The organism is Streptomyces sp. NPDC048751 (genome assembly GCF_043198595.1).
In the GTDB taxonomy this organism is placed as follows: domain Bacteria; phylum Actinomycetota; class Actinomycetes; order Streptomycetales; family Streptomycetaceae; genus Streptomyces.
On sequence record NZ_JBICUX010000002.1, the window covers coordinates 790,818 to 814,271 of the forward strand.

The following is a 23,454-nucleotide window of genomic DNA, read 5'->3' on the forward strand; positions in this document are numbered from 1 at the left end:
CCGAGGCCGGGTCAGCAGCACCCGGCCCCGGGCAGCGTCCGCTTGTTGCGCGCCTCCTTGCTGCGCGCGGCCAGCAGCTCGTCCGCCGGGTAGCCGACCTCCTCCAGCGTCAGCCCGTGCGGCCGTACGACATGCACCGCCGAGTCCCGTACGCCGGCGGCCAGCACCTTCCCGGGCCACTCCGCCCCCCGGTGCCCGTCCCCCACGAACAGCAGCGCCCCGATGAGCGAGCGCACCATGTTGTGGCAGAAGGCGTCCGCCCGCACGGTGGCGGTGATGATCCCGTCGGCACCCTTGACCAGGCTCAGCTCCTGGAGCGTACGAATGGTGGTGGCCCCCTCCCGCCGCTTGCAGTAGGCCGCGAAGTCGTGCTCCCCCAGCAGCCGCTGCGCCGCCTCGTTCATCGCGTCGACGTCGAGCGGCCAGTCGTGCCACAGCACGTGGTTGCGGAGCAGCGGATCGACACCCCCCGGGTTGTCGGTGACCCGGTAGGCGTACCGCCGCCAGACGGCCGAGAAGCGGGCGTTGAAGCCACTGGGCGCCTCCCGCAGCGCCCACACCCGCACATCACGCGGCAACCGCCCGGCGAGCCGCTTCAGCAGCTTCTCGTGATGCTCCCGCCAGACCCCCTCCGGCAGATCCACATGCGCCACCTGCCCCCGCGCGTGCACCCCGGCATCGGTCCGCCCCGCCACGGTCAGCTCGTACGTGGTCTCCCCCGCCCGCGTAACCGTCCGCAGGGCATCCTCGATCTCCCCCTGCACGGTCCGCCGCCCCCCGGCCTGCTTGGCCCACCCGGAGAACTCGGTGCCGTCGTAGGAAAGGTCGAGGCGCACACGGACATGCCCGGGCTGTACTTCGTCACTCACACAGAGATCCTCTCAGCAACACAAAAGCGGGCCCGCCCCTCGAAAGGAACGGACCCGCAAAACGCCCTTCAGGGGCGCGGGGAACTGCGCGACAAGCCACGACGAAGCCGCACTCGCCGACGAATCAGTCCCCGGCAGAACGCTTACGCGTCCTTCGACTCCTCGGCGGGAGCCTCAGCAGCGTCCTCGGCCTCGGTCGCCTCGGCGGCCTTGGCCTCCTCCGCCTCCTTGACCGCACGCTTGGTCGCAGCCTCGGCCTCACCCGTCGCAGCCTGTGCAACGGTCAGCGCCTCGACCAGCTCGATGACAGCCATGGGCGCGTTGTCGCCACGGCGGTTACCGATCTTGGTGATACGGGTGTAGCCACCCGGACGGTTCTCGTAGCGCGGGCCGATCTCGGTGAAGAGCGTGTGGACGACGCTCTTGTCCGTGATGACCTGGAGCACCTGACGGCGGTTGTGAAGGTCGCCCTTCTTCGCCTTGGTGACCAGACGCTCGGCGTACGGCCGCAGGCGGCGGGCCTTCGCCTCGGTGGTGGTGATACGGCCGTGCTCGAACAGCGACTTCGCGAGGTTCGCGAGAAGCAGCTTCTCGTGCGCGGCACTGCCGCCCAGACGGGCACCCTTGGTGGGCTTCGGCATTTCTTTCTCCTTGGTATCTGCCCCGGCCGTGTCAGGTACCGGGGTCAGGAACCCGGTGAGCGGATGCTCACCGGCAACAACCGATCAGTACTGCTCGGTCTCCACGAAACCCGCGTCCGCGTCGTCGTCGGCGCCGAAGGCGTCGGCGGCGGCCGTGGGGTCGAATCCGGGCGGGCTGTCCTTCAGGGCCAGGCCCATGCCGGCCAGCTTCGCCTTGACCTCGTCGATGGACTTCGCACCGAAGTTGCGGATGTCCAGGAGGTCGGCCTCGGAACGCGCCACGAGCTCACCCACGGAGTGGATGCCCTCACGCTTGAGGCAGTTGTAGGAGCGGACCGTCAGCTCGAGCTCCTCGATCGGGAGCGCGAGGTCGGCCGCCAGCGCCGCGTCCGTCGGGGACGGACCCATGTCGATGCCCTCGGCGTCGATGTTCAGCTCGCGGGCGAGACCGAACAGCTCGACCAGGGTCTTACCGGCGGAGGCCATGGCGTCACGCGGACGCATCGCCTGCTTGGTCTCGACGTCGACGATCAGCTTGTCGAAGTCGGTGCGCTGCTCGACACGAGTCGCCTCGACCTTGTACGTGACCTTGAGAACCGGCGAGTAGATGGAGTCGACCGGGATACGGCCGATCTCCTGGCCCACCTGCTTGTTCTGCACGGCGGAGACGTAACCACGGCCACGCTCGACCGTCAGCTCCATCTCCAGCTTGCCCTTGCCGTTGAGCGTGGCGAGGACCAGGTCGGGGTTGTGCACCTCGACACCGGCCGGGGGCGCGATGTCGGCGGCGGTGACCAGACCCGGACCCTGCTTGCGCAGGTACATCACGACCGGCTCGTCGTGCTCCGAGGAGACGACCAGCTGCTTGATGTTGAGGATCAGGTCGGTGACGTCCTCCTTGACGCCCGGCACGGTGGTGAACTCGTGCAGGACGCCGTCGATGCGGATGCTGGTGACAGCGGCACCGGGGATCGACGACAGGAGGGTGCGGCGGAGGGAGTTGCCGAGGGTGTAGCCGAAGCCCGGCTCCAGCGGCTCGATCACGAACCGGGAGCGGAACTCGTCGACGACCTCTTCGGTCAACGAGGGACGCTGAGCGATCAGCATGTGTGGATCAGATCCTTCTTTCGTGGACGCCCGCTATTTGACGCCCGACGGAAACCGCGCCCGTGAGAAGCGCGGGTACTGCAAGGGTACGGGCGATACGGCCCCTTTACGGTGCCGTACCGCCCGAAACCACAGACCGGACGAAGCGGTCGTCAGACGCGACGACGCTTCGGCGGACGGCAACCGTTGTGCGGGGTCGGGGTGACGTCCTGGATGGAGCCGACCTCGAGGCCCGTGGCCTGCAGGGAGCGGATCGCGGTCTCACGACCGGAACCCGGGCCCTTCACGAACACGTCGACCTTGCGCATGCCGTGCTCCTGGGCGCGGCGGGCAGCCGACTCGGCAGCCATCTGCGCGGCGAACGGCGTGGACTTCCGGGAGCCCTTGAAGCCGACGTGGCCGGCGGAGGCCCAGGAGATCACGTTGCCGGACGGGTCCGTGATGGAGACGATCGTGTTGTTGAACGTGCTCTTGATGTGCGCGTGGCCGTGAGCGACGTTCTTCTTTTCCTTGCGGCGCACCTTCTTGGCAGCGCCCTGACGTCCCTTGGGGGGCATCTTCTAACTCCTACGGGAGGTGGTCGGTCCTACAGCGAAGACCGTGGACAGGCGTCCGCTGCGGACTACTTCTTGCCCGGCTTCTTCTTGCCGGCGATGGCGCGACGCGGGCCCTTGCGGGTGCGGGCGTTGGTGCTGGTGCGCTGACCGCGGACGGGCAGGCCGCGGCGGTGACGCAGACCCTGGTAGCAGCCGATCTCGACCTTGCGGCGGATGTCGGCCTGGATCTCGCGACGGAGGTCACCCTCGGTCTTGATGTTGTTGTCGACGTACTCGCGGATCGCGACGAGCTGCTCCTCGGAGAGGTCGCGAACGCGGGTGTTGGGGTCGATGCCGGTCTCGGCCAGCGTCTGCTGCGAAAGGGTCCGGCCGATGCCGAACACGTAGGTGAGGGCGACCTCCACACGCTTTTCGCGCGGGATGTCAACACCGGAAACGCGTGCCATTCAATGGCTCCAGTTGATCCTCGGAGGTCTTCCACAGAACCGGATCCCGGCCGCCGTATCAGGTACGAACCAGGTCCCCGGCCTCCGAACCGGGGGTGTCAGGCGATCGCTCGCCTGGGATCTGCGTATGAACATATTCAGCTCGCGTCGCGCGAAGTCTCTACGAAAAGCAGAGGGTGCGATCTGCTCGCGATCAGCCCTGGCGCTGCTTGTGGCGCGGGTTCTCGCAGATGATCATGACCCGGCCGTGACGGCGGATCACCCTGCACTTGTCGCAGATCTTCTTGACGCTCGGCTTGACCTTCATGGGATGTGAGGTTCTCCGGGTCAGTTGCCGGCGGCCCCGCGGGGAAACGCGGGACGTGGGGCAAGATCTACTTGTACCGGTAGACGATCCGGCCACGCGTCAGGTCGTACGGAGACAGCTCCACCACGACCCGGTCGTCAGGGAGGATGCGGATGTAGTGCATACGCATCTTGCCGCTGATGTGTGCCAGGACCTGGTGGCCGTTCTGGAGCTCGACCTTGAACATGGCGTTCGGCAGAGACTCGACGACAGTGCCCTCGATCTCGATGGCACCTTGCTTCTTGGCCACGCTTCGCCCTTCGAATCGACTACCTTGATCGACTCCGTACGAGCGCATGCAGGCATGCGGGTGCACGAGAGCCGACGAGTCAGTCTACGTCAGCGCACCCTGAAACACGAATCGAGAAAGCCTGCCCCACACAGCGCCACATCATGCAAGGGGTCGAGTGGCTGCGCCGGCCTCCGACCGGCGGTCGCGGCTCAGCACCGCGGTCATGCCAGGGGATCCGGAGCCACTGTCACGCCGTACTCCGCCAGCTTCGCCCTGCCACCGTCCGGAGCGGTCAGGACCAGGGGGCCCTGCTCGGTCAGAGCCACTGAGTGTTCCCAGTGGGAGGACCAGGTGCCGTCGGTGGTGATGACGGTCCAGTCGTCCTCGAGGACCTCGGTCTTCGGGGTGCCGAGGGAGACCATCGGCTCGATGGCGAGGCAGAAGCCGGGGACCAGCTTGGGGCCCTTGCCTCGGCGGCGGTCCACGTAGTTGAGCAGATGGGGGTCCATGTGCATCTCGGTGCCGATGCCGTGGCCGCCGTAGTCCTCGATGATCCCGTACTTGCCGCCGCCGGGCTTGGGCTGGCGGCGGATGTACGTCTCGATGGCCCGGGAGACGTCGACCAGGCGGTTGCCCTGCTTCATCGCGGCGATGCCCGCCCACATGGATTCTTCGGTCACCCGGGAGAGCTCGACCAGTTCCGGCGCGTGACCGGAGCCCACGAAGGCGGTGTACGCCGCGTCCCCGTGCCAGCCGTCGATGATCGCGCCGCAGTCGATGGAGATGATGTCCCCGTCCTTGAGGACGACGTCGTCGGACGGGATGCCGTGGACGACGACCTCGTTCACGGACGTGCAGATCGTCGCCGGGAAGCCGCCGTAGCCGAGGAAGTTCGGCTTGGCGTTGTGCTCGGCGAGCACCTTGCGGGCGACCTGGTCCAGATCCTTCGTCGTGGCCCCGGGCACCGCGGCCTCACGGGTCGCCGCGTGGATGGCGGCGACGACCAGCCCCGCCTCACGCATCTTGGCGATCTGCTCGGGGGTCTTGATCTGCACCATGATGGGAACGCGCCTCCTGGCCACTGGTATCGCGGCCCACCAGGATACGCGTACGTACAGACGTGCGCCGAAGCCGCAGACGCATCCCGCCGGGCGTGACAAAGCCCCGGTTGACGCGGGCACATCGAGTGGCCTGCGTCAACCGGGGCTTCAGTGCCTCGCTGGGCTCAGCTCTCCCTGATCACCGGGGAGACCACGCAGCCACCACCGTGCCAGCACAGCATCATGTCGTGGGGCGTCCGGCCGATGAGGTCGGTCTCCTTCTCGTCACAGCCGGCGTCGCCACCATCGTCGATGGTCAGAATGGTGACGATGCGCCCGTCGGCCCTGAGCTGCCTGACGTAGCCGGTGACACCCTCGCCGTCGGCCTTGGTGTCGCAGACCCGGAACTTGTCCCCGTCGTCGATGAACTTCATGGTGCCACGGCCGTTCGGCAGCGAGATGCCGACGTCGGTGGCCGCAGCCGGACCCGCCGCGAAACCGATCGCCATGGCAACGGCCGCGCCGACCATGGCACCACGCTTGAGCATGGGCTTCACTCTTCGTACCCCCAGTTTTTCGGATCGCGAACGACCCGACTTGCATGCTGAACACCGGCGTCGAGCCGGTGCTCCGCTGTGGTCGCCTTGACCCTACCGATCACGTTTTTGCGTGTTCACCGACAATCGAACGTCGAGTGCGCTACTCGCAAAGAAGCCCCCGTCGTCCCTGAGGAACGACGGGGGCTTCCCTGAAGAATTCGAACGTCTCTACTGACCGTCCCGCTGAAGCGCCTCCATGGCGCGAGCCGTGACGTCCTCGACCTTGCCGAGCGCCGAGATGGTCACGACCAGCCCCTGCGCCTTGTAGTAGTCGATGATCGGCTCGGTCTGCGTGTGGTAGACCTCCAGCCGCTTGCGGACGGTCTCCTCGGAGTCGTCGTCCCGCTGGTACAGTTCGCCGCCGCAGACGTCGCAGACGCCCTCCTTGGCCGGCGGCTTGTACGTCACGTGGAAGACGTGCGACGAATCGGTGCGGCAGATACGGCGGCCCGCGATGCGCTTGACCACCTCGTCCTCGGGGACCTCCAGGTCCAGCACCGCGTCGAGCTGCATGCCCTCGGTCTCGAGCAGCTCGTCGAGCGCCTCGGCCTGCGAGACGTTACGGGGGAAGCCGTCCAGCAGGAAGCCGTTCTCGGCGTCCGGCTGCTCCATGCGGTCCTTCGCCATGGCGATCGTGACCTCGTCGGGCACCAGGTTGCCCGCGTCCATGTACGACTTCGCCAGTTTGCCGAGTTCCGTCTGCTGGCTGATGTTGGCCCGGAACAGGTCGCCCGTGGAGATGTGCGGGATCGACAGGTTCTTGGCCAGGAACGCGGCCTGCGTTCCCTTACCGGCACCCGGCGGCCCGACGAGGACGATACGCATCAGCGGAGGAACCCTTCGTAATTGCGCTGCTGGAGCTGGCTCTCGATCTGCTTCACCGTCTCAAGACCGACACCCACGATGATCAGGATGCTGGTCCCGCCGAACGGGAAGTTCTGGTTTGCATCGAAACCGACCAACGCCATCGTCGGGACGAGAGCGATCAGACCCAGATACAGCGAACCCGGCCAGGTGATCCGGTTGAGCACGTACGAGAGGTACTCAGCGGTCGGCCTGCCAGCCCGGATGCCCGGGATGAAGCCACCATACTTCTTCATGTTGTCGGCGACTTCCTCGGGGTTGAAGGAGATCGCCACGTAGAAGAACGCGAAGAACACGATGAGCAAGAAGTACAGAGTGATGTAAATCGGGTGGCTGCCCTTGGTCAGGTTCTGCTCGACCCAGCGTTTCCACTCGGAGTCGCCGCTGGAGAACTGAGCGATCAAGGCCGGGATGTAGAGCAGCGACGAGGCGAAGATGACCGGGATCACACCGGCCTGGTTCACCTTCAGCGGGATGTACGTGGACGTACCACCGTAGGAACGACGGCCGATCATGCGCTTCGCGTACTGCACGGGGATGCGGCGCTGGGCCTGCTCGACGAAGACCACCAGGCCGACCATGACCAGGCCGACGAGGACGACGGTGCCGAACTCGATCCAGCCGCCGGCCAGGGTGCCCTGCTTCTTGATGGCCCACAGCGCGGACGGGAAGGTCGCGGCGATCGAGATGAACATCAGGATCGACATGCCGTTGCCGATGCCGCGGTCGGTGATGAGCTCACCGAGCCACATCACGACGGCCGTACCGGCGGTCATGCAGATGACCATGGTGATGGTCGTGAAGATCGCCTGGTCCGGGACGATCTGGCTGGCGACCGTGCAGCCGGAGAAGAGGGCGCCGCTGCGGGCGGTGGCCACCAGGCCGGTGCCCTGCAGGATCGCGAGCGCCACGGTGAGGTAACGGGTGTACTGCGTGATCTTCGCCGTACCGGCCTGGCCCTCCTTCTTGAGGGCTTCCAGGCGCGGAATGACCACGGTCAGCAGCTGAAGGATGATGCTCGCCGTGATGTACGGCATGATGCCCAGCGCGAAGACCGTGATCTGGAGCAGCGCGCCGCCACTGAACATGTTGACCAGACCGAAGAGGCCCTGGTTACCGGATGCCTGGTCCACACACTCCTGGACACTCTTGTAGTCCACACCGGGGATCGGGATGTGCGTACCCACCCGATAGACCACGATGATGGCGAGTGTGAACAGCAGCTTCTTGCGCAGGTCGGGCGTCTTGAACGCCCGGGCGAACGCGGTGAGCACGGTGCCTCCTGCGACCCCCGCGCAACTGCGTCAAGGGTGACGGTCTTGAGGTTCGACGAATACGTGAAAGAGCAGTGCAGGCCACCTTACCGGGGACACCGCCCGCCTTGGAACGACCAACCGGGGATACCTCATTGTGAGGTATCCCCGGTCGGGACTGCTTACGTCATCGCGCTCAGACGAGCTCGGTGACCGTACCGCCGGCGGCGGTGATCTTCTCCTTGGCGGAGCCGGAGACGGCGTCGACCGTCACCTGCAGCGCCACGGTGACCTCGCCCTGGCCGAGGACCTTGACGAGCGCGTTCTTGCGAACGGCGCCCTTGGCCACCAGACCCTCGACGGTGACCTCGCCACCCTCGGGGTAGAGCGACGCCAGCTTGTCGAGGTTCACGACCTGGTACTCGGTCTTGAACGGGTTCTTGAAGCCCTTCAGCTTCGGGAGACGCATGTGGAGGGGCATCTGGCCACCCTCGAAGCGCTCCGGAACCTGGTAGCGGGCCTTGGTGCCCTTGGTACCACGACCAGCCGTCTTACCCTTCGACGCCTCACCACGACCGACACGGGTCTTGGCGGTCTTGGCGCCCGGGGCGGGACGGAGGTTGTGGATCTTGAGCGGGTTGTTCTCCGCCATGATCAGTCGACCTCCTCGACCGTCACGAGGTGGCGGACGGTGTGCACCATGCCGCGGAACTCGGGGCGGTCCTCCTTGACGACCTGCGTGTTGATGCCCTTGAGACCAAGGGAACGCAGGGTGTCACGGTGGTTCTGCTTGCTGCCGATGTAGGACTTGACCTGCGTAATCTTGAGCTGCGCCATGATTACGCACCCGCCCCGGCACGCGCACGGAGAAGAGCCGCGGGGGCGACGTCCTCGAGCGGCAGACCACGGCGGGCCGCGATCTCCTCGGGACGCTGCAGACCCTTCAGGGCCTCCACGGTCGCGTGCACGATGTTGATGGCGTTGTCGGAGCCGAGCGACTTCGACAGCACGTCGTGGATACCGGCGCACTCGAGCACGGCACGCACCGGGCCACCGGCGATAACACCGGTACCGGGGGACGCGGGCTTGAGCAGGACGACGCCGGCAGCCTTCTCACCCTGGATGGGGTGGGGGATGGTGCCCTGGATCCGGGGGACCTTGAAGAAGTGCTTCTTGGCCTCCTCAACACCCTTGGCGATGGCGGCCGGCACCTCCTTGGCCTTGCCGTAACCGACACCCACGGTGCCGTCACCGTCGCCCACCACGACCAGCGCGGTGAAGCTGAAGCGACGACCACCCTTCACAACCTTGGCGACGCGGTTGATCGCGACAACGCGCTCAACGTACGCGGTCTTCTCGGCGGCAGCAGCGCCGCCGTCACGGCCCTTCCGGTCCCGCCGCTCGCCGCCACCGGCACCGCCACCGCGGCGCTGGGGTCCAGCCATTGGAATTACCTCTCTCTGTTTCCGCTAGCTACGGCAGGCTCAGAACTTGAGCCCGGCTTCGCGGGCGGCGTCCGCCAGAGCGGCGATGCGCCCGGCGTACTGGTTGCCACCACGGTCGAACACGACAGCCTCGACACCGGCGGCCTTGGCACGCTCGGCGACCAGGGCGCCGACCTGCTTGGCCTGCGCGGACTTGTCGCCCTCGCCACCGCGGATCGAGGTGTCCAGGGTGGACGCCGACGCAAGGGTGTGACCCTTGAGGTCGTCGATCACCTGGGCCACGATGTGGCGGTTCGAGCGGGTCACGACCAGACGAGGACGCTCCGCCGTACCGTTGATCGACTTGCGGATCCGGATGTGGCGGCGCTTGATCGCGGCGCGCTTGTAGGCGTCGCCCTTGAGGATCTTCTGCCCGTATGCCATGGCTTACTTACCCGCCTTTCCGACCTTGCGGCGGATGACTTCGCCCTCGTACTTGACGCCCTTGGCCTTGTACGGGTCGGGCTTGCGCAGCTTGCGGATGTTGGCCGCAACCTCGCCGACCTTCTGCTTGTCGATGCCCTCGACCTGGAAGCGGGTCGGGGTCTCCACCTTGAAGGTGATGCCCTCGGGCGCCTCGACGGTGATCGGGTGGCTGTAGCCGAGCGCGAACTCGAGGTTCGAGCCCTTGGCGGTCACGCGGTAACCGACACCGCTGATCTCGAGCTTCTTCACGTAACCCTGGGTCACGCCGGTGATCATGTTCGCCACCAGCGTGCGGGACAGGCCGTGCAGGGCCTTGCTCTGACGCTCGTCGTTGGGGCGGGTGACGTTCAGGACGCCGTCCTCACCCTTGGCGATCTCGATCGGCGCCACGACAGTGTGGGTCAGCGTGCCCTTGGGGCCCTTGACCGAGACCGTCTGGCCGTCGATGGTGACGTCCACGCCGGCGGGAACCGTGATGGGGAGCTTGCCAATACGCGACATAGCTGTTTCCTCCGTTCCCTTCCGTTACCAGACGTAGGCGAGAACTTCTCCGCCTACGCCCTTCTTGCCGGCCTGCTTGTCGGTGAGGAGTCCGTGCGACGTGGAGATGATCGCCACGCCGAGACCGCCGAGCACCTTCGGCAGGTTGGTGGACTTCGCGTACACCCGGAGACCGGGCTTGGAGATCCGCTTGATGCCCGCGATGGAGCGCTCACGGTTGGGGCCGAACTTCAGCTCCAGGACGAGGTTCTTGCCGACCTCGGCGTCCTCGACCTTCCAGCCCGTGATGAAGCCCTCCTGCTGGAGGATCTCCGCGATGTGCGACTTGATCTTCGATGCCGGCATCGTCACGGAGTCGTGGTATGCCGAGTTCGCGTTCCGCAGACGCGTAAGCATGTCTGCGATCGGATCAGTCATGGTCATGAATTGGCCTTCGGCCTCTCTCGCCGGGGTTTCCTGGTGCGCCATCCCTCTCCCCGATCCGAGACGGGACGGGTGCGGCGCGGTGGACCTACGGCGTAGTAAGTCGTACGGGCGACCGTCAGGCGCCCAACCCCCCAAGCCTAAGCCATGGAAGGGTCGGCGCCTGACACGCCCATTGCTTACCGAGAGCCCTGGGAATCCCTAAAAGGGTGATTACCAGGAGCTCTTGGTCACGCCCGGCAGCTCGCCACGGTGAGCCATCTCACGAAGGCACACGCGGCAGAGGCCGAACTTGCGGTACACGGAGTGCGGGCGGCCGCAGCGCTGGCAGCGGGTGTAGCCACGCACACCGAACTTGGGCTTGCGAGCAGCCTTAGCGATCAGAGCCTTCTTCGCCATCTCGCTCACGCCTCCTTGAAGGGGAAGCCGAGGTGACGAAGGAGCGCGCGGCCCTCAGCGTCGTTGGTCGCCGTGGTGACCACGGTGATGTCCATACCCCGGACGCGGTCGATCTTGTCCTGGTCGATCTCGTGGAACATGACCTGCTCGGTGAGACCGAAGGTGTAGTTGCCACGGCCGTCGAACTGCTTGGGGGACAGGCCGCGGAAGTCGCGGATGCGCGGCAGCGCGAGCGACAGGGTGCGGTCCAGGAACTCCCACATGCGGTCGCCACGAAGCGTGACGTGGGCACCGATCGGCTGGCCCTCACGCAGCTTGAACTGCGCGATGGACTTGCGGGCCTTGGTGACGGCCGGCTTCTGACCGGTGATCGTGGTGAGGTCGCGGATGGCGCCCTCGATCAGCTTGGAGTCGCGGGCGGCGTCGCCCACACCCATGTTGACCACGATCTTGACGAGGCCGGGAACCTGCATGACGTTCTCGTACTTGAACTCGTCACGCAGCTTGCCCGCGATCTCCTCGCGGTACTTCGTCTTCAGACGCGGAGTGGTGGTGGTCGTCATCAGATGTCCTCACCCGTCCGCTTGGCAACGCGGATCTTGTTGCCTTCGTCGTCGAAGCGGTAACCGACACGCGTGACGACCTTGTTGCCGTCCTTCTCAACGACCAGCTGGACGTTGGAGACGTGGATCGGCGCCTCGGTCGTGACGATGCCGCCGGCCTGCGAACCCTTGGCGGTCGGGCCGGCCTTGGTGTGCTTCTTGACCCGGTTGACACCCTCGACCAGAACGCGGTCCTCGCGGGGGAAGGCCGCGATGACCTTGCCCTGCTTGCCCTTGTCCTTGCCGGTGATGACCTGGACCAGGTCGCCCTTCTTGATCTTCATGCTTACAGCACCTCCGGAGCCAGCGAGATGATCTTCATGAACTTCTTCTCGCGCAGCTCACGGCCGACCGGGCCGAAGATGCGGGTGCCGCGAGGGTCGCCGTCGTTCTTCAGAATGACGGCGGCGTTCTCGTCGAAGCGGATGTACGAGCCGTCCGGACGGCGGCGCTCCTTGACGGTGCGAACGATGACCGCCTTGACGACGTCACCCTTCTTCACGTTGCCACCGGGGATCGCGTCCTTGACGGTGGCGACGATGACGTCACCGATGCCCGCGTAGCGGCGACCGGAGCCACCGAGCACACGGATGCAAAGGATCTCCTTCGCACCAGTGTTGTCGGCGACACGCAGTCGCGACTCCTGCTGGATCACGTCTATCTCCTGTTTGTCTGCCGGTTCCCCGGGGGCCGCTCAGCGAGCGGTCCCCCGGAGCCTGGCGGAACTGTCCTGCGAGGGGTGCCCCGCAGGATGATTACTTGGCCTTCTCGAGGATCTCGACGACGCGCCAGCGCTTCGTCGCGGACAGCGGCCGGGTCTCCGCGAGGAGGACACGGTCGCCGACACCCGCGGCGTTCTGCTCGTCGTGCGCCTTGAGCCTGCTGGTACGGCGGATGACCTTGCCGTACAGCGCGTGCTTGACGCGGTCCTCGACGGCGACGACGACGGTCTTGTCCATCTTGTCGCTGACGACGAGACCCTCACGGGTCTTGCGGAAGCCGCGGGCCTCTGCAGTCTGCTCAGTCACGTTGCTCTCACTCATCAGGCGCTCTCCACCGTCTCGATGCCCAGCTCGCGCTCACGCATCAGGGTGTAGATCCGCGCGATGTCCTTACGGACGGCCTTCAGCCGGCCGTGGTTCTCGAGCTGACCGGTCGCCGCCTGGAAGCGGAGGTTGAACAGCTCTTCCTTGGCCTCGCGGAGCTTGTCCAGAAGCTCCTCGTTGCCCAGCTCGCGCAGCTCGGACGCCTTGGTACCGGCCGACATCACGCTTCACCTGCCTCGCGCTTGACGATCCGGCACTTCATCGGCAGCTTGTGGGCCGCACGAGTCAGCGCCTCACGGGCGATCTTCTCGTTGGGGTACGACAGCTCGAACATCACGCGTCCGGGCTTGACGTTGGCGATCCACCACTCGGGAGAACCCTTACCGGAACCCATGCGGGTCTCGGCGGGCTTCTTGGTGAGCGGACGGTCCGGGTAGATGTTGATCCAGACCTTGCCACCACGCTTGATGTGACGCGTCATGGCGATACGAGCGGCCTCGATCTGGCGGTTCGTCACGTACGCCGGGGTGAGCGCCTGGATGCCGTACTCGCCGAACGCAACCTGCGTGCCGCCCTTGGCAGCGCCGCTGCGCTTGGGGTGGTGCTGCTTGCGGTGCTTGACCCTACGGGGGATCAGCATTTCGGTCAGGCCTCCGTTCCGGTGCTCTCAGCCGGAGCGGCGGGAGCCTCGGCCTTGGGGGCCTCGGCAGCAGCCTGCTGCGGCTTACGACCGCGCCCGCCACGCTCGCCACCGCGGCCACCACGGGCCGGGCGGTCGGCGCCACCACGGGCCGGGCGGTTACCCGCACGGGCCGCGGCGTTCTCGGCGCGGACCTCGGCGATGTTCTTGACGTCGCCCTTGTAGATCCAGACCTTCACACCGATGCGGCCGAAGGTCGTCTTGGCCTCGAAGAAGCCGTAGTCCACGTTCGCGCGGAGCGTGTGCAGGGGCACACGGCCCTCGCGGTAGAACTCCGAGCGGGACATCTCGGCGCCACCGAGGCGGCCACCGCACTGGATCTTGATGCCCTTGGCGCCCGCCTTCATCGCCGACTGCATGCTCTTGCGCATGGCGCGACGGAAGGAGACGCGGGAGGAGAGCTGCTCGGCAACGGCCTGGGCCACGAGCTGAGCGTCCGTCTCGGGGTTCTTGACCTCGAGGATGTTCAGCTGGACCTGCTTGCCCGTGAGCTTCTCGAGGTCGCCGCGGATGCGGTCGGCCTCGGCGCCACGGCGGCCGATGACGATGCCCGGACGCGCGGTGTGGATGTCCACACGGACGCGGTCACGGGTGCGCTCGATCTCGACCTTGGAGATGCCGGCGCGCTCCATGCCGGACGTCATCATCCGACGGATGGCGACGTCTTCCTTGACGTAGTCCTTGTACAGCTTGTCGGCGTACCACCGGGACTTGAAGTCCGTGGTGACACCGAGCCGGAACCCATGCGGGTTAACCTTCTGGCCCATTACCGGGTTCCTTCCTTGCTGCTGACGACCACGGTGATGTGGCTGGTCCGCTTGCGGATCCGGTAGGCACGGCCCTGGGCGCGCGGACGGAACCGCTTCAGGGTCGGGCCCTCATCGACGTACGCCTCGGAGATGAAGAGGCTGTCGACATCGGTGTGGTCGTAGTTGTGCGCGGCGTTGGCGATGGCGCTGTCCAGCACCTTGCCTACCGGCACGCTCGCGGCCTGCGGGGCGAAACGCAGGACCGCCTGAGCCTCCGCGGCGTCCAGGCCGCGGATGAGGTCCACCACGCGGCGGGCCTTCATGGGCGTGACGCGGATGTACCGCGCCTGGGCCCTGGCTTCCATGGTTGTCCCTTCAGTGTCTGTCATGGTCATTCACCCCGCGCTTAGCGGCGCTTCGACTTCCGGTCGTCCTTGACGTGACCCCGGAAGGTGCGCGTCGGCGAGAACTCGCCGAGCTTGTGGCCGACCATGGACTCGGTGACAAACACCGGGATGTGGGTCTTGCCGTTGTGCACCGCGATCGTGTGCCCGAGCATCGCCGGGATGATCATGGAGCGACGGGACCAGGTCTTGATGACGTTCTTGGTGCCGGCTTCGTTCTGGGCGTCCACCTTCTTGATGAGGTGGTCGTCGACGAAGGGCCCCTTCTTGAGACTGCGCGGCATCTAAACCCGCTCCTAGCGCTTCTTGTTCGTCTTGCGGCGGCGGACGATGTACTTGTTCGAAGCCTTCTTCGGCGAACGAGTACGACCTTCCTTCTGACCCCAGGGGCTGACCGGGTGGCGACCACCGGAGGTCTTGCCCTCACCACCACCGTGGGGGTGGTCAACCGGGTTCATCGCCACACCACGAACGGTCGGGCGGACGCCCAGCCAGCGCTTGCGGCCGGCCTTGCCCCAGTTGATGTTGCTCTGCTCGGCGTTGCCGACCTCGCCGATCGTCGCGCGGCAGCGCACGTCGACCAGGCGGATCTCACCGGAGGGCATGCGGAGGTGGGCCATCGAGCCCTCCTTCGCGAGCAGCTGTACGGAGGCACCGGCGGAGCGGGCGAACTTGGCACCGCCGCCCGGACGGAGCTCGATCGCGTGCAGCGTCGTACCGACCGGGATGTTGCGCAGGGCCAGGTTGTTGCCCGGCTTGATGTCGGCCCCGGGACCGTTCTCGACGCGGTCACCCTGCTGCAGGTTGCGCGGGGCGAGGATGTAGCGCTTCTCGCCGTCCGCGTAGTGCAGCAGCGCGATGCGCGCGGTGCGGTTGGGGTCGTACTCGATGTGCGCGACCTTCGCCGGCACGCCGTCCTTGTCGTGACGACGGAAGTCGATCACTCGGTAGGCGCGCTTGTGTCCGCCACCCTGGTGGCGAACGGTCACACGACCGGCGTTGTTACGGCCGCCCTTGCTGTGCAGGGGGCGGACCAGCGACTTCTCCGGCGTGGACCGCGTGACCTCGACGAAGTCGGCGACGCTGGAACCACGACGGCCCGGCGTAGTCGGCTTGTACTTGCGGATTCCCATTTCTCAGTCCTCGTCCGATATCGGACGATCCGACCCGCTTACGCGGTCGGACCGCCGAAGATGTCGATACGGTCGCCCTCGGCGAGGGTCACGATCGCGCGCTTGGTGGCGGCACGCTGGCCGAAGCCCGTACGGGTCCGCTTGCGCTTGCCCTGGCGGTTGATCGTGTTGACCCCGGTGACCTTGACCGAGAAGACCGCCTGGACGGCCTGCTTGATCTGAGTCTTGTTGGCACTCGGGTCGACGATGAACGTGTACTTGTTCTCGTCGAGAAGCGCGTAGCTCTTCTCGGACACGACCGGCTTGATCAGGACGTCACGGTGGTCCGTGTACGCCTTGCTCGCCGGAGTGACGACGGTGTTCTTGCCCTCGGCGGCGTGGCGACGCGCCTTGGCGACGCGCGCGGCCTTGGCGGCCTTCGCAGCCTTGGAGGCAATGCTCGGGTGACGCGTAGCCATCAGGCCTCGCTCCCTTCGGTGTCGTTGGCCTTCGGGCCGGCGACGAAGGACTCGAGAGCGGCCTGGGTGAAGACCACGTCGTCCGAGACGATCACGTCGTACGTGTTCAGCTGGCCCGGCTCCAGGATGTGGACCTGGGGCAGGTTGCGGGCGGACAGCCACGCGGCCTCGTCGGCGCGGTCGACGACCAGGAGCAGGTTCTTGCGCTCCGAGATCTTGCCGAACAGCGTCTTGGCGGCCTTGGTGGAGGGGGTGTCGCCCTCGATCACGCCGGTGACGACGTGGATGCGGTTGTGGCGGGCCCGGTCGGTGAGGGCGTGGCGCAGGGCCGCGGCCTTCATCTTCTTCGGGGTCCGCTGCGAGTAGTCACGCGGCTGCGGGCCGTGGACGACGCCACCGCCGGCGAACTGCGGGGCGCGGGTCGAACCCTGACGGGCGCGGCCGGTGCCCTTCTGGCGGTACGGCTTCTTGCCGCCACCACGGACTTCACCGCGGGTCTTGGTCTTGTGCGTGCCCTGGCGGGCAGCGGCGTTCTGCGCGACGACGACCTGGTGGATCAGCGGGATGCTGACCTTCTCCACGCCGAAGTACTCCGCGGGGAGCTCGACGGTACCGGCCTTCTCGCCGGCAGGCGAAAGGATGTCAACAGTGCTCATCGGTTACCTCAGGCCCCCTTGGCCGCGGTGCGGACCAGGACGAGGCCGCCGTTCGGACCGGGAACCGCGCCCTTGATGAGCAGCAGACCCTTCTCCGCGTCAACGGCGTGGACGGTCAGGTTCTGGGTGGTGACCCGCTCGTTGCCCATGCGACCCGCCATGCGGAGGCCCTTGAACACGCGGCCCGGGGTGGCGCAGCCACCGATGGAACCGGGGGAGCGGTGCTTGCGCTGGGTGCCGTGTCCGGCGCCGAGGCCCTTGAAGTTGTGACGCTTCATGACACCGGCGAAGCCCTTGCCCTTGCTCTTGCCGGTCACGTCGACCTTGATGCCGGCCTCGAACACCTCAGCGGTGATCTCCTGGCCGAGGGTGTACTCGCTGGCGTCAGCGGTACGGATCTCGACGAGGTGGCGGCGGGGAGTGACGTCGGCCTTGGCGAAGTGGCCCTTGAGGGGCTTGTTCACCTTGCGCGGGTCGATCTCGCCGAACGCGATCTGGACGGACTCGTAGCCGTCGACGTCGTTCGTGCGGACCTGGGTGACGACGTTGGGGCCGGCCTTGACGACGGTGACCGGAACAACACGGTTGTTCTCGTCCCACACCTGCGTCATGCCGAGCTTCTCGCCCAGGATGCCCTTGATCTGCTTAGCCATTCTCAGATCACCAGCCCTCAGAGCTTGATCTCGATGTCGACACCGGCCGGGAGGTCGAGTCGCATCAGAGAGTCAACGGTCTTGGGCGTCGGGTCGAGGATGTCGATCAGGCGCTTGTGCGTGCGCATCTCGAAGTGCTCGCGCGAGTCCTTGTACTTGTGCGGCGACTTGATGACGCAGTACACGTTCTTCTCAGTGGGCAGCGGCACCGGGCCCGCGACCGACGCACCAGTGCGAGTCACCGTCTCGACGATCTTCTTCGCCGAGGAGTCGATGACCTCGTGGTCGTAGGCCTTGAGCCGGATGCGGATCTTCTGTCCCGCCATGGCTACTCAGTAGTCCTGTCTCTCGTAACGCTCTGGAACCCGGTGTTCCCTTGACTTCCTCCGACCCACGCGGTCGGGCGTGTCGCGCTTCCACTGACACAGATGTCCCTTGTTCGAACATCCCTCCAGGGAATGAACACGGCCCTTCCGGAACCGCAAGCCAGGGCCAAAAGGCCACCGGGTGCCTGGCCGGTGCCGCACTGACACTTCCCGGAAGATTCCCGTACGTCCGTCCCAGCGCTGCCTTTCGACAGTTGGAACGACGAGTACTGTGGGACTCGCTTCCGGTCCCCCCGGCGGGAGGCGCGCAGCATCAACACTCGACCGAGCAACCCCGCTAGTCTGCCATACGTAGCTGGGGCTTCGCCAATCGAGTCGGAGAGAATACCCCGGACGTGACGAAGGTCAAACACGTGCGCGTGACCACCCCCGCTCCTCCCCCGCCCACGCCGTAAACCGCTGGCCCACGGCGGCCCGGCGTTCCTACGCTGATCAGGTACGAGCCGCCACGGGGGACGTTCATCATGCGTACGCACTATCCGCGGACCCGGCACCTGCCCTGGTCCCCCGGCGCCACCGCCGACGACCTCAGGATCACCGACCTGTCCGGCCTGCGCGGCCGCGAGGTCGTGGTCACCGAGAAACTCGACGGCGAGAACACCACGCTGTACGCCGACGGGCTGCACGCCCGCTCGCTCGACTCGGCCCACCACCCCTCCCGCACCTGGGTCAAGGCCCTCCAGGCCCGCATCGGCCACGCCGTCCCCGAGGGCTGGCGGGTGTGCGGGGAGAACATGTTCGCCCGTCACTCGATCGCGTACGACGATCTGGAGAGCTGGTTCTACGGCTTCTCCGTGTGGGACGCGGACGGCCGCTGCCTGGACTGGGACCGGACGGTGGCCTTTCTGCGCGGGCTCGGCGTCCCCGTACCGCGGGTGCTGTGGCGAGGCGTGTTCGACGAGCGGGCGCTGCGCGCTCTGCGGCTGGACCTCGGGCGGCAGGAGGGGTACGTCGTCCGGGGCGTGGACGGCTTCGCCGCTCAGGAGTTCGGGGAGCGGGTGGCCAAGTGGGTGCGGGCCGGGCATGTGCGGACGGACACGCACTGGATGCACGCGGCCGTCGTCGAGAACGGTCTCGGCCCGGCGGCCGCGTTGTGGGCGGTGCGTTCGGGGGCGGCCGCCGACGCGGCGGCGCTGGCGGAGGCCGTGGGCCTGCCCGGCGAGGGCGACCCAGTGGCCGCCGCCCGGTTCGACCCGGCGGGGCGAACGGGGGACGACCGGCTCGCCGGTGTGCTGGCCGCGCTGCTGCACTCGGGCAGACGGGCACGGCTCGCGGCGCGGCTCGCCGGGGTGGTGGGCATGCCGCTCGCGCGCCGGGTCGCCGATCTCGTAGGACTGCACCCGGCGCTGCACCGGCCGTATCCGGACGAGGACCGACGGGCCGGCCTGGTGCGGCTGTCCCACGCCGCCGACCTCGGTCTGCTGCACGCGGTCGCCCGGGCCACCGCGGCCACGGACGAGGCGCGCGAGCAGGTGGAGTGGTCGGCGCTGCACGCCGAGGACGTGGCGGGCCTGGACGAGAAGGGGCTGCGGGAGGCGTTCGCCGATCTGCCGGCGGACACGGCCGTCCGGTGCCGGGCCGAGGCGCGGGAGGCGTACGCGCAGGGCCGGATCAGCGGTGTCGACGAGGCCGCGGCGGCAACCTGGCGCCGGCGCTCCGGCGACTTCCCGAAACTGATCCAGACGGTCGGTCCGGCGGGCAGCGGCAAGAGCACCTTCGCCCGCGGACTCCCCGGCGTGCACGCGTACGTCTCCCTGGACGATCTGCGCGAGGCGCGAGGCGCACGCGCCGACCAGCGGGCCAACGAGGCCGTCCTGCGCGAGGGGCTCGACCGCCTGGACAAGGCCCTGGCCGACGGAGGGACCGTGGTCTGGGACGCCACGTCCCTGAACAAGCAGCAACGCTCGCTCGTGCACACGATCGCCCACCGCCGCCACGCGATGATCACCCACGCCGTGGTCCTGGTCGACGAGGACGAGCTGGTACGGCGCAACGCCCACCGCGAGCACCCGGTGCCCCCGGAGGTGCTCGCGGCCCAGCTGCGCCGCTTCGGCCCGCCGTATCCGGGGGACGCGCATCGCACCTGGTACATCGGGGCGAGCGGGACGGTCGAGGAAGAGATCTGAGAGCGCTGAGAGGGCTTTGGCCGTGCGGACGAGCGAGGAGATCTATCACCGGGTGCGCTGGGACGCGCGCTTCGACCCGGCCCGCTTCGTGCTGGGCATCCTGCAGCGCGGGGCCGCGCCCAAGCGTGTTCCGCTGCCCGCGTTCGTGCCCGGGGGCGAGATCCCGTGGCACCGGGTGCTGTTCTTCGAGGCCGACGGCGAGATGGTGTGGGACCGGGCCACGGGGGTGGACCGGATCGACGCGACGGGGGCCGGGCGGGTACGGGAGGCTCGTCTGCTCCGGGCGCCGTTCTTCACGGCCCGTACGCCCTACGCGTGGGACGGGGAGGATTGGGTGCCGGCGCGTTCACCGGCCGGCGCCGCTTCCGGCCCCGGCGGGGTGCGGGTGCTGACCTGGAACACCCTCTGGGACCGGTACGACGCCGACCGCATCGACAGCGCCCGGCGCAGGCCCGAGCTGCTGCGGGCCCTGCGCGACGCCGACGCCGACGTGATCGCGTTGCAGGAGGTCGAGGCGGACCTCCTCGTCCCGCTGCTGCGTGAGCCGTGGGTGCGGGCGGGCTGGACGCTGGGGACGGATCCGCGGGAGCGGGACGTGGACGAGTGCGGTCTGCTGCTCCTGAGCCGGTTGCCCGTGCGCGAGGCCGCGTTCCACGCGCTGGGCCCGCACAAGGCGGTGACCGCCCTCGTCGTGGAGACGGGCGCGCGTCCCCTGGTCGTCGCGGCGACGCATCTGAGCAGCGACCACTCCGAGAACGGTGCGGACCGGCGCGATGCCGAGCTGACGCGGATCGCGGAGGGTATTGCGGGCCTCGAAGCCGAGCTGATCCTGATGGGCGACTTCAACGACGGCGGTGACACACCGCAGCTGACGTTGGGGATGCGGGACGCCTGGAGCGAGGCCCACGGCGCCGACGACACGACCCCGACCTTCGACCCCGGCGCCAACCCGCTGGCCGCGATCTCGTCCCTGACCGGCCGGGCCTCCCGCCTGGACCGGGTGCTGCTGCGCGGGGAGGACCTGCGGGTACGGCGGGCCGAGCTGTACGGCGACGCGCCCACGGCGGAGGGGCTGTTCATCTCCGATCACTTCGGTGTGCGGGTGGAGGTGACGGGGGAGGGCGCGGAGGACTCGGCTGTCCTCGGTCGCCTGGATGTACGGCCGACGCCTCGCACGGCACTGGCGTGGATCCCGCCCGAGGAGCTGTGGCCGCCGCTCCAGGACATCCGCCGCGACCACGACCCACAGATCCTCCGCTGGCCTCCGCATGTGAACCTGCTCTTCGGATTCGTACCGGAACACGCCTTCGAGCAGGCCGCATCGGTGCTCGCGACGGCCACCACCGCTCCCTTCGACGCCCGGCTGGAGGGCGTGCACTGGTTCGGCCACCGGGACGACGCCACCGTCTGGCTCGATCCCGCGGCCGCCGGCGAGGAGCCGTGGACCGAGCTGCACCGCACCCTCCTGCGCCACTTCCCCGGCTGCCGCGGCCGCCGCGCCGGTTTCACCCCTCACCTGAGCCTGGGCCGCACCACCGACCCGAACACCCTGGCCGCGGCCTGCGAGACCCGGCTCGCTCCGATGCCGGTCAGGGTCGGCGAGCTGGCACTGCTGTCGCGGCGCGGGGACGAGCCGATGCGGGTGCGGGGGACGGTGAGGCTGGGGACGGGAGAGGTGAGCTGGCGGGAGGAGGCCGGGCAGCAGGCCTACGAGCCCACCGACACCTCTCTCGCCGACCTGGTGACCGCCCGCATCACGGACGTGCTCGGTGACGGTGTCGTGCACGTCGTCGGCTCCCGGCGCATGGGCTGCGCGCTGCCCGGTGCGGATCTGGACCTGGTGGCAGCGCTGCCCGGCGCTTTCGAACTCACCGCCGTGCGAGCGAAGTTGGCGGCTGCCCTCCCCTCGGCGACCGATGTGCGCGAGGTGGTCGGAGCCCGCGTACCCGGTCTGCGGTTGCGGGTCGACGGGCTGGACGTGGACCTGGTCGTCGTCGCCACCGGCTCGCTGGACCCCGCCGGGGCGGTGACTCGCCGGGCCGACCTGGGAGAGGCGGCGGCGATCGCGCTCAGCGCGGTGACCGACGCCGACGCGGTGCTCACCTCGGTGGGCGCACAGGGTCCGGCCTTCGCCCGGCTGGCCAGGCAGGTCAAGGCTTGGGCGAAGGCCCGGGGCCTGGACTCGGCACCGTTCGGGGGCCTGCCGGGCCTCGCCTGGTCCGTCCTGGCGGCCCGCACGGCGAGCGAGTCCGGCGAACTGCCTCCGGCGGATCTGCTACGGCGTTTCTTCGCGACCTGGGCGGCTTGGGACTGGCGCGAGCCGGTGGGACCGCAGGGCGTTCGGCCCCACTCCCTCCCCCTGACCATCACGACACCCTCCGCCCCCGTACGCCCCTGCACGGACCAGGTCACACCGGGCATGCGTGACCTCATCACCCAAGAGCTCTTCCGCGCCTGGGAGTTGCTGGACGAGACGCCGGACCCGTCCTCCTGGGCCGAACTCCTCGCCCCTCCCCCACTCCACCGCCGCCACGCGGCCTGGGCGGTCGTGACGGTGGACTCTGCGGCCGACGAGGGCCGGGTACGAGGCAGGATGCGCGCCCTCATCACCGACCTGGCGGAAACGGCCCCCGACTGCCACGCCTGGCCCCACCCCTTCACCACCGCCCCCACCCGCTACGCCATCGGCCTCGGCTCCACCCCACCGACCACCGACCACCTCGCCACGATCGCGGAACGCCGACTGCGCGGCCTGGCGGGGGTCACGCTGAGGAGAGCCGAGGGCGGCGAAATTCCCACCCTCCGCTGATCATCGGGGCGCCGCCGCACCCTTACAGCTTGCCGAGGAGGAGCCCCCGCCAGGTCCAGCCGGAGTTGAGCACGGCGTTCCGCAGGGGATCGCGCAGATCCGCGCCGTCGAAGCGGAAGGTCTCCGTCGCCTGGAGGCGGCCACTGCTTCCGCGTTCGATCGTCCAGGTGCGCGTGACGGTCCTGTCCGGCCCGCGCGAGTACTGCCTCGACACCGCCGGCCTCGGCGGATTTCCGACGCGGGTGACTTCCCACTGCTCCTCGACGGCGCGCACCTCATGGTCCTCCTGGACCAGGCGCATCCGGATCCGCAGAGCACGGCTCAACTGGGACTGAACGAAGAGGTGCTGCCAGGTGGGCTCCGCCAACCGCCACTCCGCCACGAGGTCGGCGCCATCCGCGCCGCCGTCGCGGATGACATACGGAACATCCGAGCTGTTCAAGCTGAGCAGGGCTGCCCGCACCTCCTCGGCAGCTACTGGCACAACACCGTCTGCGGGGCGCTGAGTTCCCGTCAACTTGTCGAAGAGGCCCATGGGGTCAACC

The 23,454-nt window shown here is 67.9% G+C and carries 35 protein-coding genes; 2 read left to right on the forward strand and 33 right to left on the reverse strand.

All coding sequences use genetic code 11. From position 1 onward, the window contains the following. Positions 1-11: 11 nt before the first annotated feature. From truA to rpsJ, 32 genes are all read right to left on the reverse strand, one after another. Positions 12-869, reverse strand: coding sequence for a tRNA pseudouridine(38-40) synthase TruA (gene truA, locus ACGFNV_RS10520; RefSeq protein ID WP_393621149.1), 858 nt, complete (start codon positions 867-869; stop codon positions 12-14). A 143-nt stretch (positions 870-1,012) separates the two neighbouring features. Next, positions 1,013-1,510, reverse strand: a complete 498-nt coding sequence (gene rplQ / locus ACGFNV_RS10525) for a 50S ribosomal protein L17 (protein ID WP_393621151.1) — start codon at positions 1,508-1,510, stop codon at positions 1,013-1,015. An 84-nt stretch (positions 1,511-1,594) separates the two neighbouring features. Further along, on the reverse strand, positions 1,595-2,617 hold the full coding sequence (locus ACGFNV_RS10530; protein ID WP_003966937.1) for a DNA-directed RNA polymerase subunit alpha: 1,023 nt from the start codon (positions 2,615-2,617) through the stop codon (positions 1,595-1,597). A 152-nt stretch (positions 2,618-2,769) separates the two neighbouring features. Beyond that, entirely contained in the window at positions 2,770-3,174 is a 405-nt protein-coding gene (gene rpsK / locus ACGFNV_RS10535) for a 30S ribosomal protein S11 (protein WP_003956432.1), read from the reverse strand. Positions 3,175-3,239: 65 nt separating this feature from the next. Next, on the reverse strand, positions 3,240-3,620 hold the full coding sequence (gene rpsM, locus ACGFNV_RS10540; protein WP_020135802.1) for a 30S ribosomal protein S13: 381 nt from the start codon (positions 3,618-3,620) through the stop codon (positions 3,240-3,242). 193 nt (positions 3,621-3,813) lie between these two features. Next, positions 3,814-3,927 (reverse strand): 50S ribosomal protein L36, encoded by a 114-nt coding sequence (gene rpmJ / locus ACGFNV_RS10545; RefSeq protein ID WP_004984509.1) that lies wholly within the window; start codon positions 3,925-3,927, stop codon positions 3,814-3,816. A gap of 67 nt (positions 3,928-3,994) precedes the next feature. After that, positions 3,995-4,216 (reverse strand): translation initiation factor IF-1, encoded by a 222-nt coding sequence (gene infA, locus ACGFNV_RS10550; RefSeq protein WP_003948620.1) that lies wholly within the window; start codon positions 4,214-4,216, stop codon positions 3,995-3,997. Positions 4,217-4,419: 203 nt separating this feature from the next. Beyond that, positions 4,420-5,256 carry a type I methionyl aminopeptidase gene (map, locus tag ACGFNV_RS10555; protein WP_393621153.1) on the reverse strand — a complete coding sequence of 279 codons (837 nt, stop codon included), beginning with the start codon at positions 5,254-5,256 and terminating at the stop codon, positions 4,420-4,422. Positions 5,257-5,423: 167 nt separating this feature from the next. Continuing rightward, positions 5,424-5,786, reverse strand: a complete 363-nt coding sequence (locus ACGFNV_RS10560) for a hypothetical protein (RefSeq protein ID WP_393621155.1) — start codon at positions 5,784-5,786, stop codon at positions 5,424-5,426. A gap of 219 nt (positions 5,787-6,005) precedes the next feature. Continuing rightward, the gene (locus ACGFNV_RS10565; protein WP_393621157.1) at positions 6,006-6,662 is read right to left on the reverse strand and encodes an adenylate kinase; all 657 of its coding nucleotides are present in this window, start codon (positions 6,660-6,662) and stop codon (positions 6,006-6,008) included. After that, the gene (gene secY, locus ACGFNV_RS10570) at positions 6,662-7,975 is read right to left on the reverse strand and encodes a preprotein translocase subunit SecY (RefSeq protein WP_393621159.1); all 1,314 of its coding nucleotides are present in this window, start codon (positions 7,973-7,975) and stop codon (positions 6,662-6,664) included. Before secY ends, ACGFNV_RS10565 begins: the two co-directional genes overlap by 1 nt. Before the next feature lie 175 nt (positions 7,976-8,150). Next, a complete protein-coding gene (gene rplO, locus ACGFNV_RS10575; RefSeq protein WP_037680385.1) occupies positions 8,151-8,606 on the reverse strand; it encodes a 50S ribosomal protein L15 in 456 nt (151 codons plus the stop codon). A gap of 2 nt (positions 8,607-8,608) precedes the next feature. Further along, positions 8,609-8,791, reverse strand: coding sequence for a 50S ribosomal protein L30 (rpmD, locus tag ACGFNV_RS10580; RefSeq protein ID WP_003974250.1), 183 nt, complete (start codon positions 8,789-8,791; stop codon positions 8,609-8,611). A gap of 2 nt (positions 8,792-8,793) precedes the next feature. Next, a complete protein-coding gene (rpsE, locus tag ACGFNV_RS10585) occupies positions 8,794-9,399 on the reverse strand; it encodes a 30S ribosomal protein S5 (protein WP_009190144.1) in 606 nt (201 codons plus the stop codon). Between the two features lie 39 nt (positions 9,400-9,438). Continuing rightward, positions 9,439-9,822 carry a 50S ribosomal protein L18 gene (gene rplR / locus ACGFNV_RS10590; RefSeq protein WP_030039763.1) on the reverse strand — a complete coding sequence of 128 codons (384 nt, stop codon included), beginning with the start codon at positions 9,820-9,822 and terminating at the stop codon, positions 9,439-9,441. Positions 9,823-9,825: 3 nt separating this feature from the next. Further along, complete coding sequence (gene rplF, locus ACGFNV_RS10595) at positions 9,826-10,365, reverse strand: 50S ribosomal protein L6 (protein ID WP_058923759.1); 540 nt, start codon at positions 10,363-10,365, stop codon at positions 9,826-9,828. A gap of 24 nt (positions 10,366-10,389) precedes the next feature. Continuing rightward, positions 10,390-10,788, reverse strand: coding sequence for a 30S ribosomal protein S8 (rpsH, locus tag ACGFNV_RS10600; protein WP_007384075.1), 399 nt, complete (start codon positions 10,786-10,788; stop codon positions 10,390-10,392). A 213-nt stretch (positions 10,789-11,001) separates the two neighbouring features. Further along, positions 11,002-11,187 (reverse strand): type Z 30S ribosomal protein S14, encoded by a 186-nt coding sequence (locus tag ACGFNV_RS10605; RefSeq protein WP_003948630.1) that lies wholly within the window; start codon positions 11,185-11,187, stop codon positions 11,002-11,004. A 5-nt stretch (positions 11,188-11,192) separates the two neighbouring features. After that, positions 11,193-11,750 (reverse strand): 50S ribosomal protein L5, encoded by a 558-nt coding sequence (rplE, locus tag ACGFNV_RS10610; RefSeq protein WP_152771821.1) that lies wholly within the window; start codon positions 11,748-11,750, stop codon positions 11,193-11,195. Beyond that, on the reverse strand, positions 11,750-12,073 hold the full coding sequence (rplX, locus tag ACGFNV_RS10615) for a 50S ribosomal protein L24 (protein WP_030039760.1): 324 nt from the start codon (positions 12,071-12,073) through the stop codon (positions 11,750-11,752). Before rplX ends, rplE begins: the two co-directional genes overlap by 1 nt. 2 nt (positions 12,074-12,075) lie before the next feature. Next, complete coding sequence (rplN, locus tag ACGFNV_RS10620) at positions 12,076-12,444, reverse strand: 50S ribosomal protein L14 (protein WP_003998823.1); 369 nt, start codon at positions 12,442-12,444, stop codon at positions 12,076-12,078. 100 nt (positions 12,445-12,544) lie between these two features. Beyond that, positions 12,545-12,832, reverse strand: a complete 288-nt coding sequence (gene rpsQ / locus ACGFNV_RS10625; protein ID WP_037680399.1) for a 30S ribosomal protein S17 — start codon at positions 12,830-12,832, stop codon at positions 12,545-12,547. Next, on the reverse strand, positions 12,832-13,056 hold the full coding sequence (gene rpmC, locus ACGFNV_RS10630) for a 50S ribosomal protein L29 (RefSeq protein ID WP_121894850.1): 225 nt from the start codon (positions 13,054-13,056) through the stop codon (positions 12,832-12,834). The genes rpsQ and rpmC overlap by 1 nt, the downstream gene beginning before the upstream one ends. Further along, entirely contained in the window at positions 13,056-13,475 is a 420-nt protein-coding gene (gene rplP / locus ACGFNV_RS10635) for a 50S ribosomal protein L16 (protein ID WP_009327094.1), read from the reverse strand. Before rplP ends, rpmC begins: the two co-directional genes overlap by 1 nt. 5 nt (positions 13,476-13,480) lie before the next feature. Beyond that, complete coding sequence (gene rpsC / locus ACGFNV_RS10640) at positions 13,481-14,302, reverse strand: 30S ribosomal protein S3 (RefSeq protein WP_393621163.1); 822 nt, start codon at positions 14,300-14,302, stop codon at positions 13,481-13,483. After that, entirely contained in the window at positions 14,302-14,649 is a 348-nt protein-coding gene (gene rplV / locus ACGFNV_RS10645; protein WP_133927829.1) for a 50S ribosomal protein L22, read from the reverse strand. Before rplV ends, rpsC begins: the two co-directional genes overlap by 1 nt. A 41-nt stretch (positions 14,650-14,690) precedes the next feature. Further along, on the reverse strand, positions 14,691-14,972 hold the full coding sequence (rpsS, locus tag ACGFNV_RS10650; RefSeq protein ID WP_033528345.1) for a 30S ribosomal protein S19: 282 nt from the start codon (positions 14,970-14,972) through the stop codon (positions 14,691-14,693). 12 nt (positions 14,973-14,984) lie between these two features. Beyond that, on the reverse strand, positions 14,985-15,821 hold the full coding sequence (gene rplB, locus ACGFNV_RS10655; protein ID WP_133927650.1) for a 50S ribosomal protein L2: 837 nt from the start codon (positions 15,819-15,821) through the stop codon (positions 14,985-14,987). Positions 15,822-15,859: 38 nt separating this feature from the next. Continuing rightward, positions 15,860-16,279: a 50S ribosomal protein L23 gene (gene rplW / locus ACGFNV_RS10660; protein ID WP_393621164.1), complete on the reverse strand. Its 420-nt coding sequence runs from the start codon at positions 16,277-16,279 to the stop codon at positions 15,860-15,862. Next, the gene (rplD, locus tag ACGFNV_RS10665; protein ID WP_133927652.1) at positions 16,279-16,935 is read right to left on the reverse strand and encodes a 50S ribosomal protein L4; all 657 of its coding nucleotides are present in this window, start codon (positions 16,933-16,935) and stop codon (positions 16,279-16,281) included. The genes rplW and rplD overlap by 1 nt, the downstream gene beginning before the upstream one ends. 8 nt (positions 16,936-16,943) lie before the next feature. Beyond that, a complete protein-coding gene (gene rplC, locus ACGFNV_RS10670) occupies positions 16,944-17,588 on the reverse strand; it encodes a 50S ribosomal protein L3 (protein WP_020135811.1) in 645 nt (214 codons plus the stop codon). 17 nt (positions 17,589-17,605) lie between these two features. After that, positions 17,606-17,914, reverse strand: coding sequence for a 30S ribosomal protein S10 (gene rpsJ / locus ACGFNV_RS10675; protein ID WP_003948644.1), 309 nt, complete (start codon positions 17,912-17,914; stop codon positions 17,606-17,608). 524 nt (positions 17,915-18,438) lie between these two features. On the opposite strand from rpsJ, the gene ACGFNV_RS10680 reads away from it, so the two are divergent. Together ACGFNV_RS10680 and ACGFNV_RS10685 are read left to right on the forward strand one after the other, a co-directional pair. Then, the gene (locus ACGFNV_RS10680) at positions 18,439-20,100 is read left to right on the forward strand and encodes an RNA ligase family protein (RefSeq protein ID WP_393621165.1); all 1,662 of its coding nucleotides are present in this window, start codon (positions 18,439-18,441) and stop codon (positions 20,098-20,100) included. Between the two features lie 22 nt (positions 20,101-20,122). Next, complete coding sequence (locus tag ACGFNV_RS10685) at positions 20,123-22,909, forward strand: poly(A) polymerase (RefSeq protein WP_393621167.1); 2,787 nt, start codon at positions 20,123-20,125, stop codon at positions 22,907-22,909. A 22-nt stretch (positions 22,910-22,931) separates the two neighbouring features. On the opposite strand, the gene ACGFNV_RS10690 is transcribed toward ACGFNV_RS10685, so the two are convergent. Further along, positions 22,932-23,444, reverse strand: coding sequence for a hypothetical protein (locus tag ACGFNV_RS10690; RefSeq protein WP_393621169.1), 513 nt, complete (start codon positions 23,442-23,444; stop codon positions 22,932-22,934). Between the last annotated feature and the right edge of the window lie 10 nt (positions 23,445-23,454).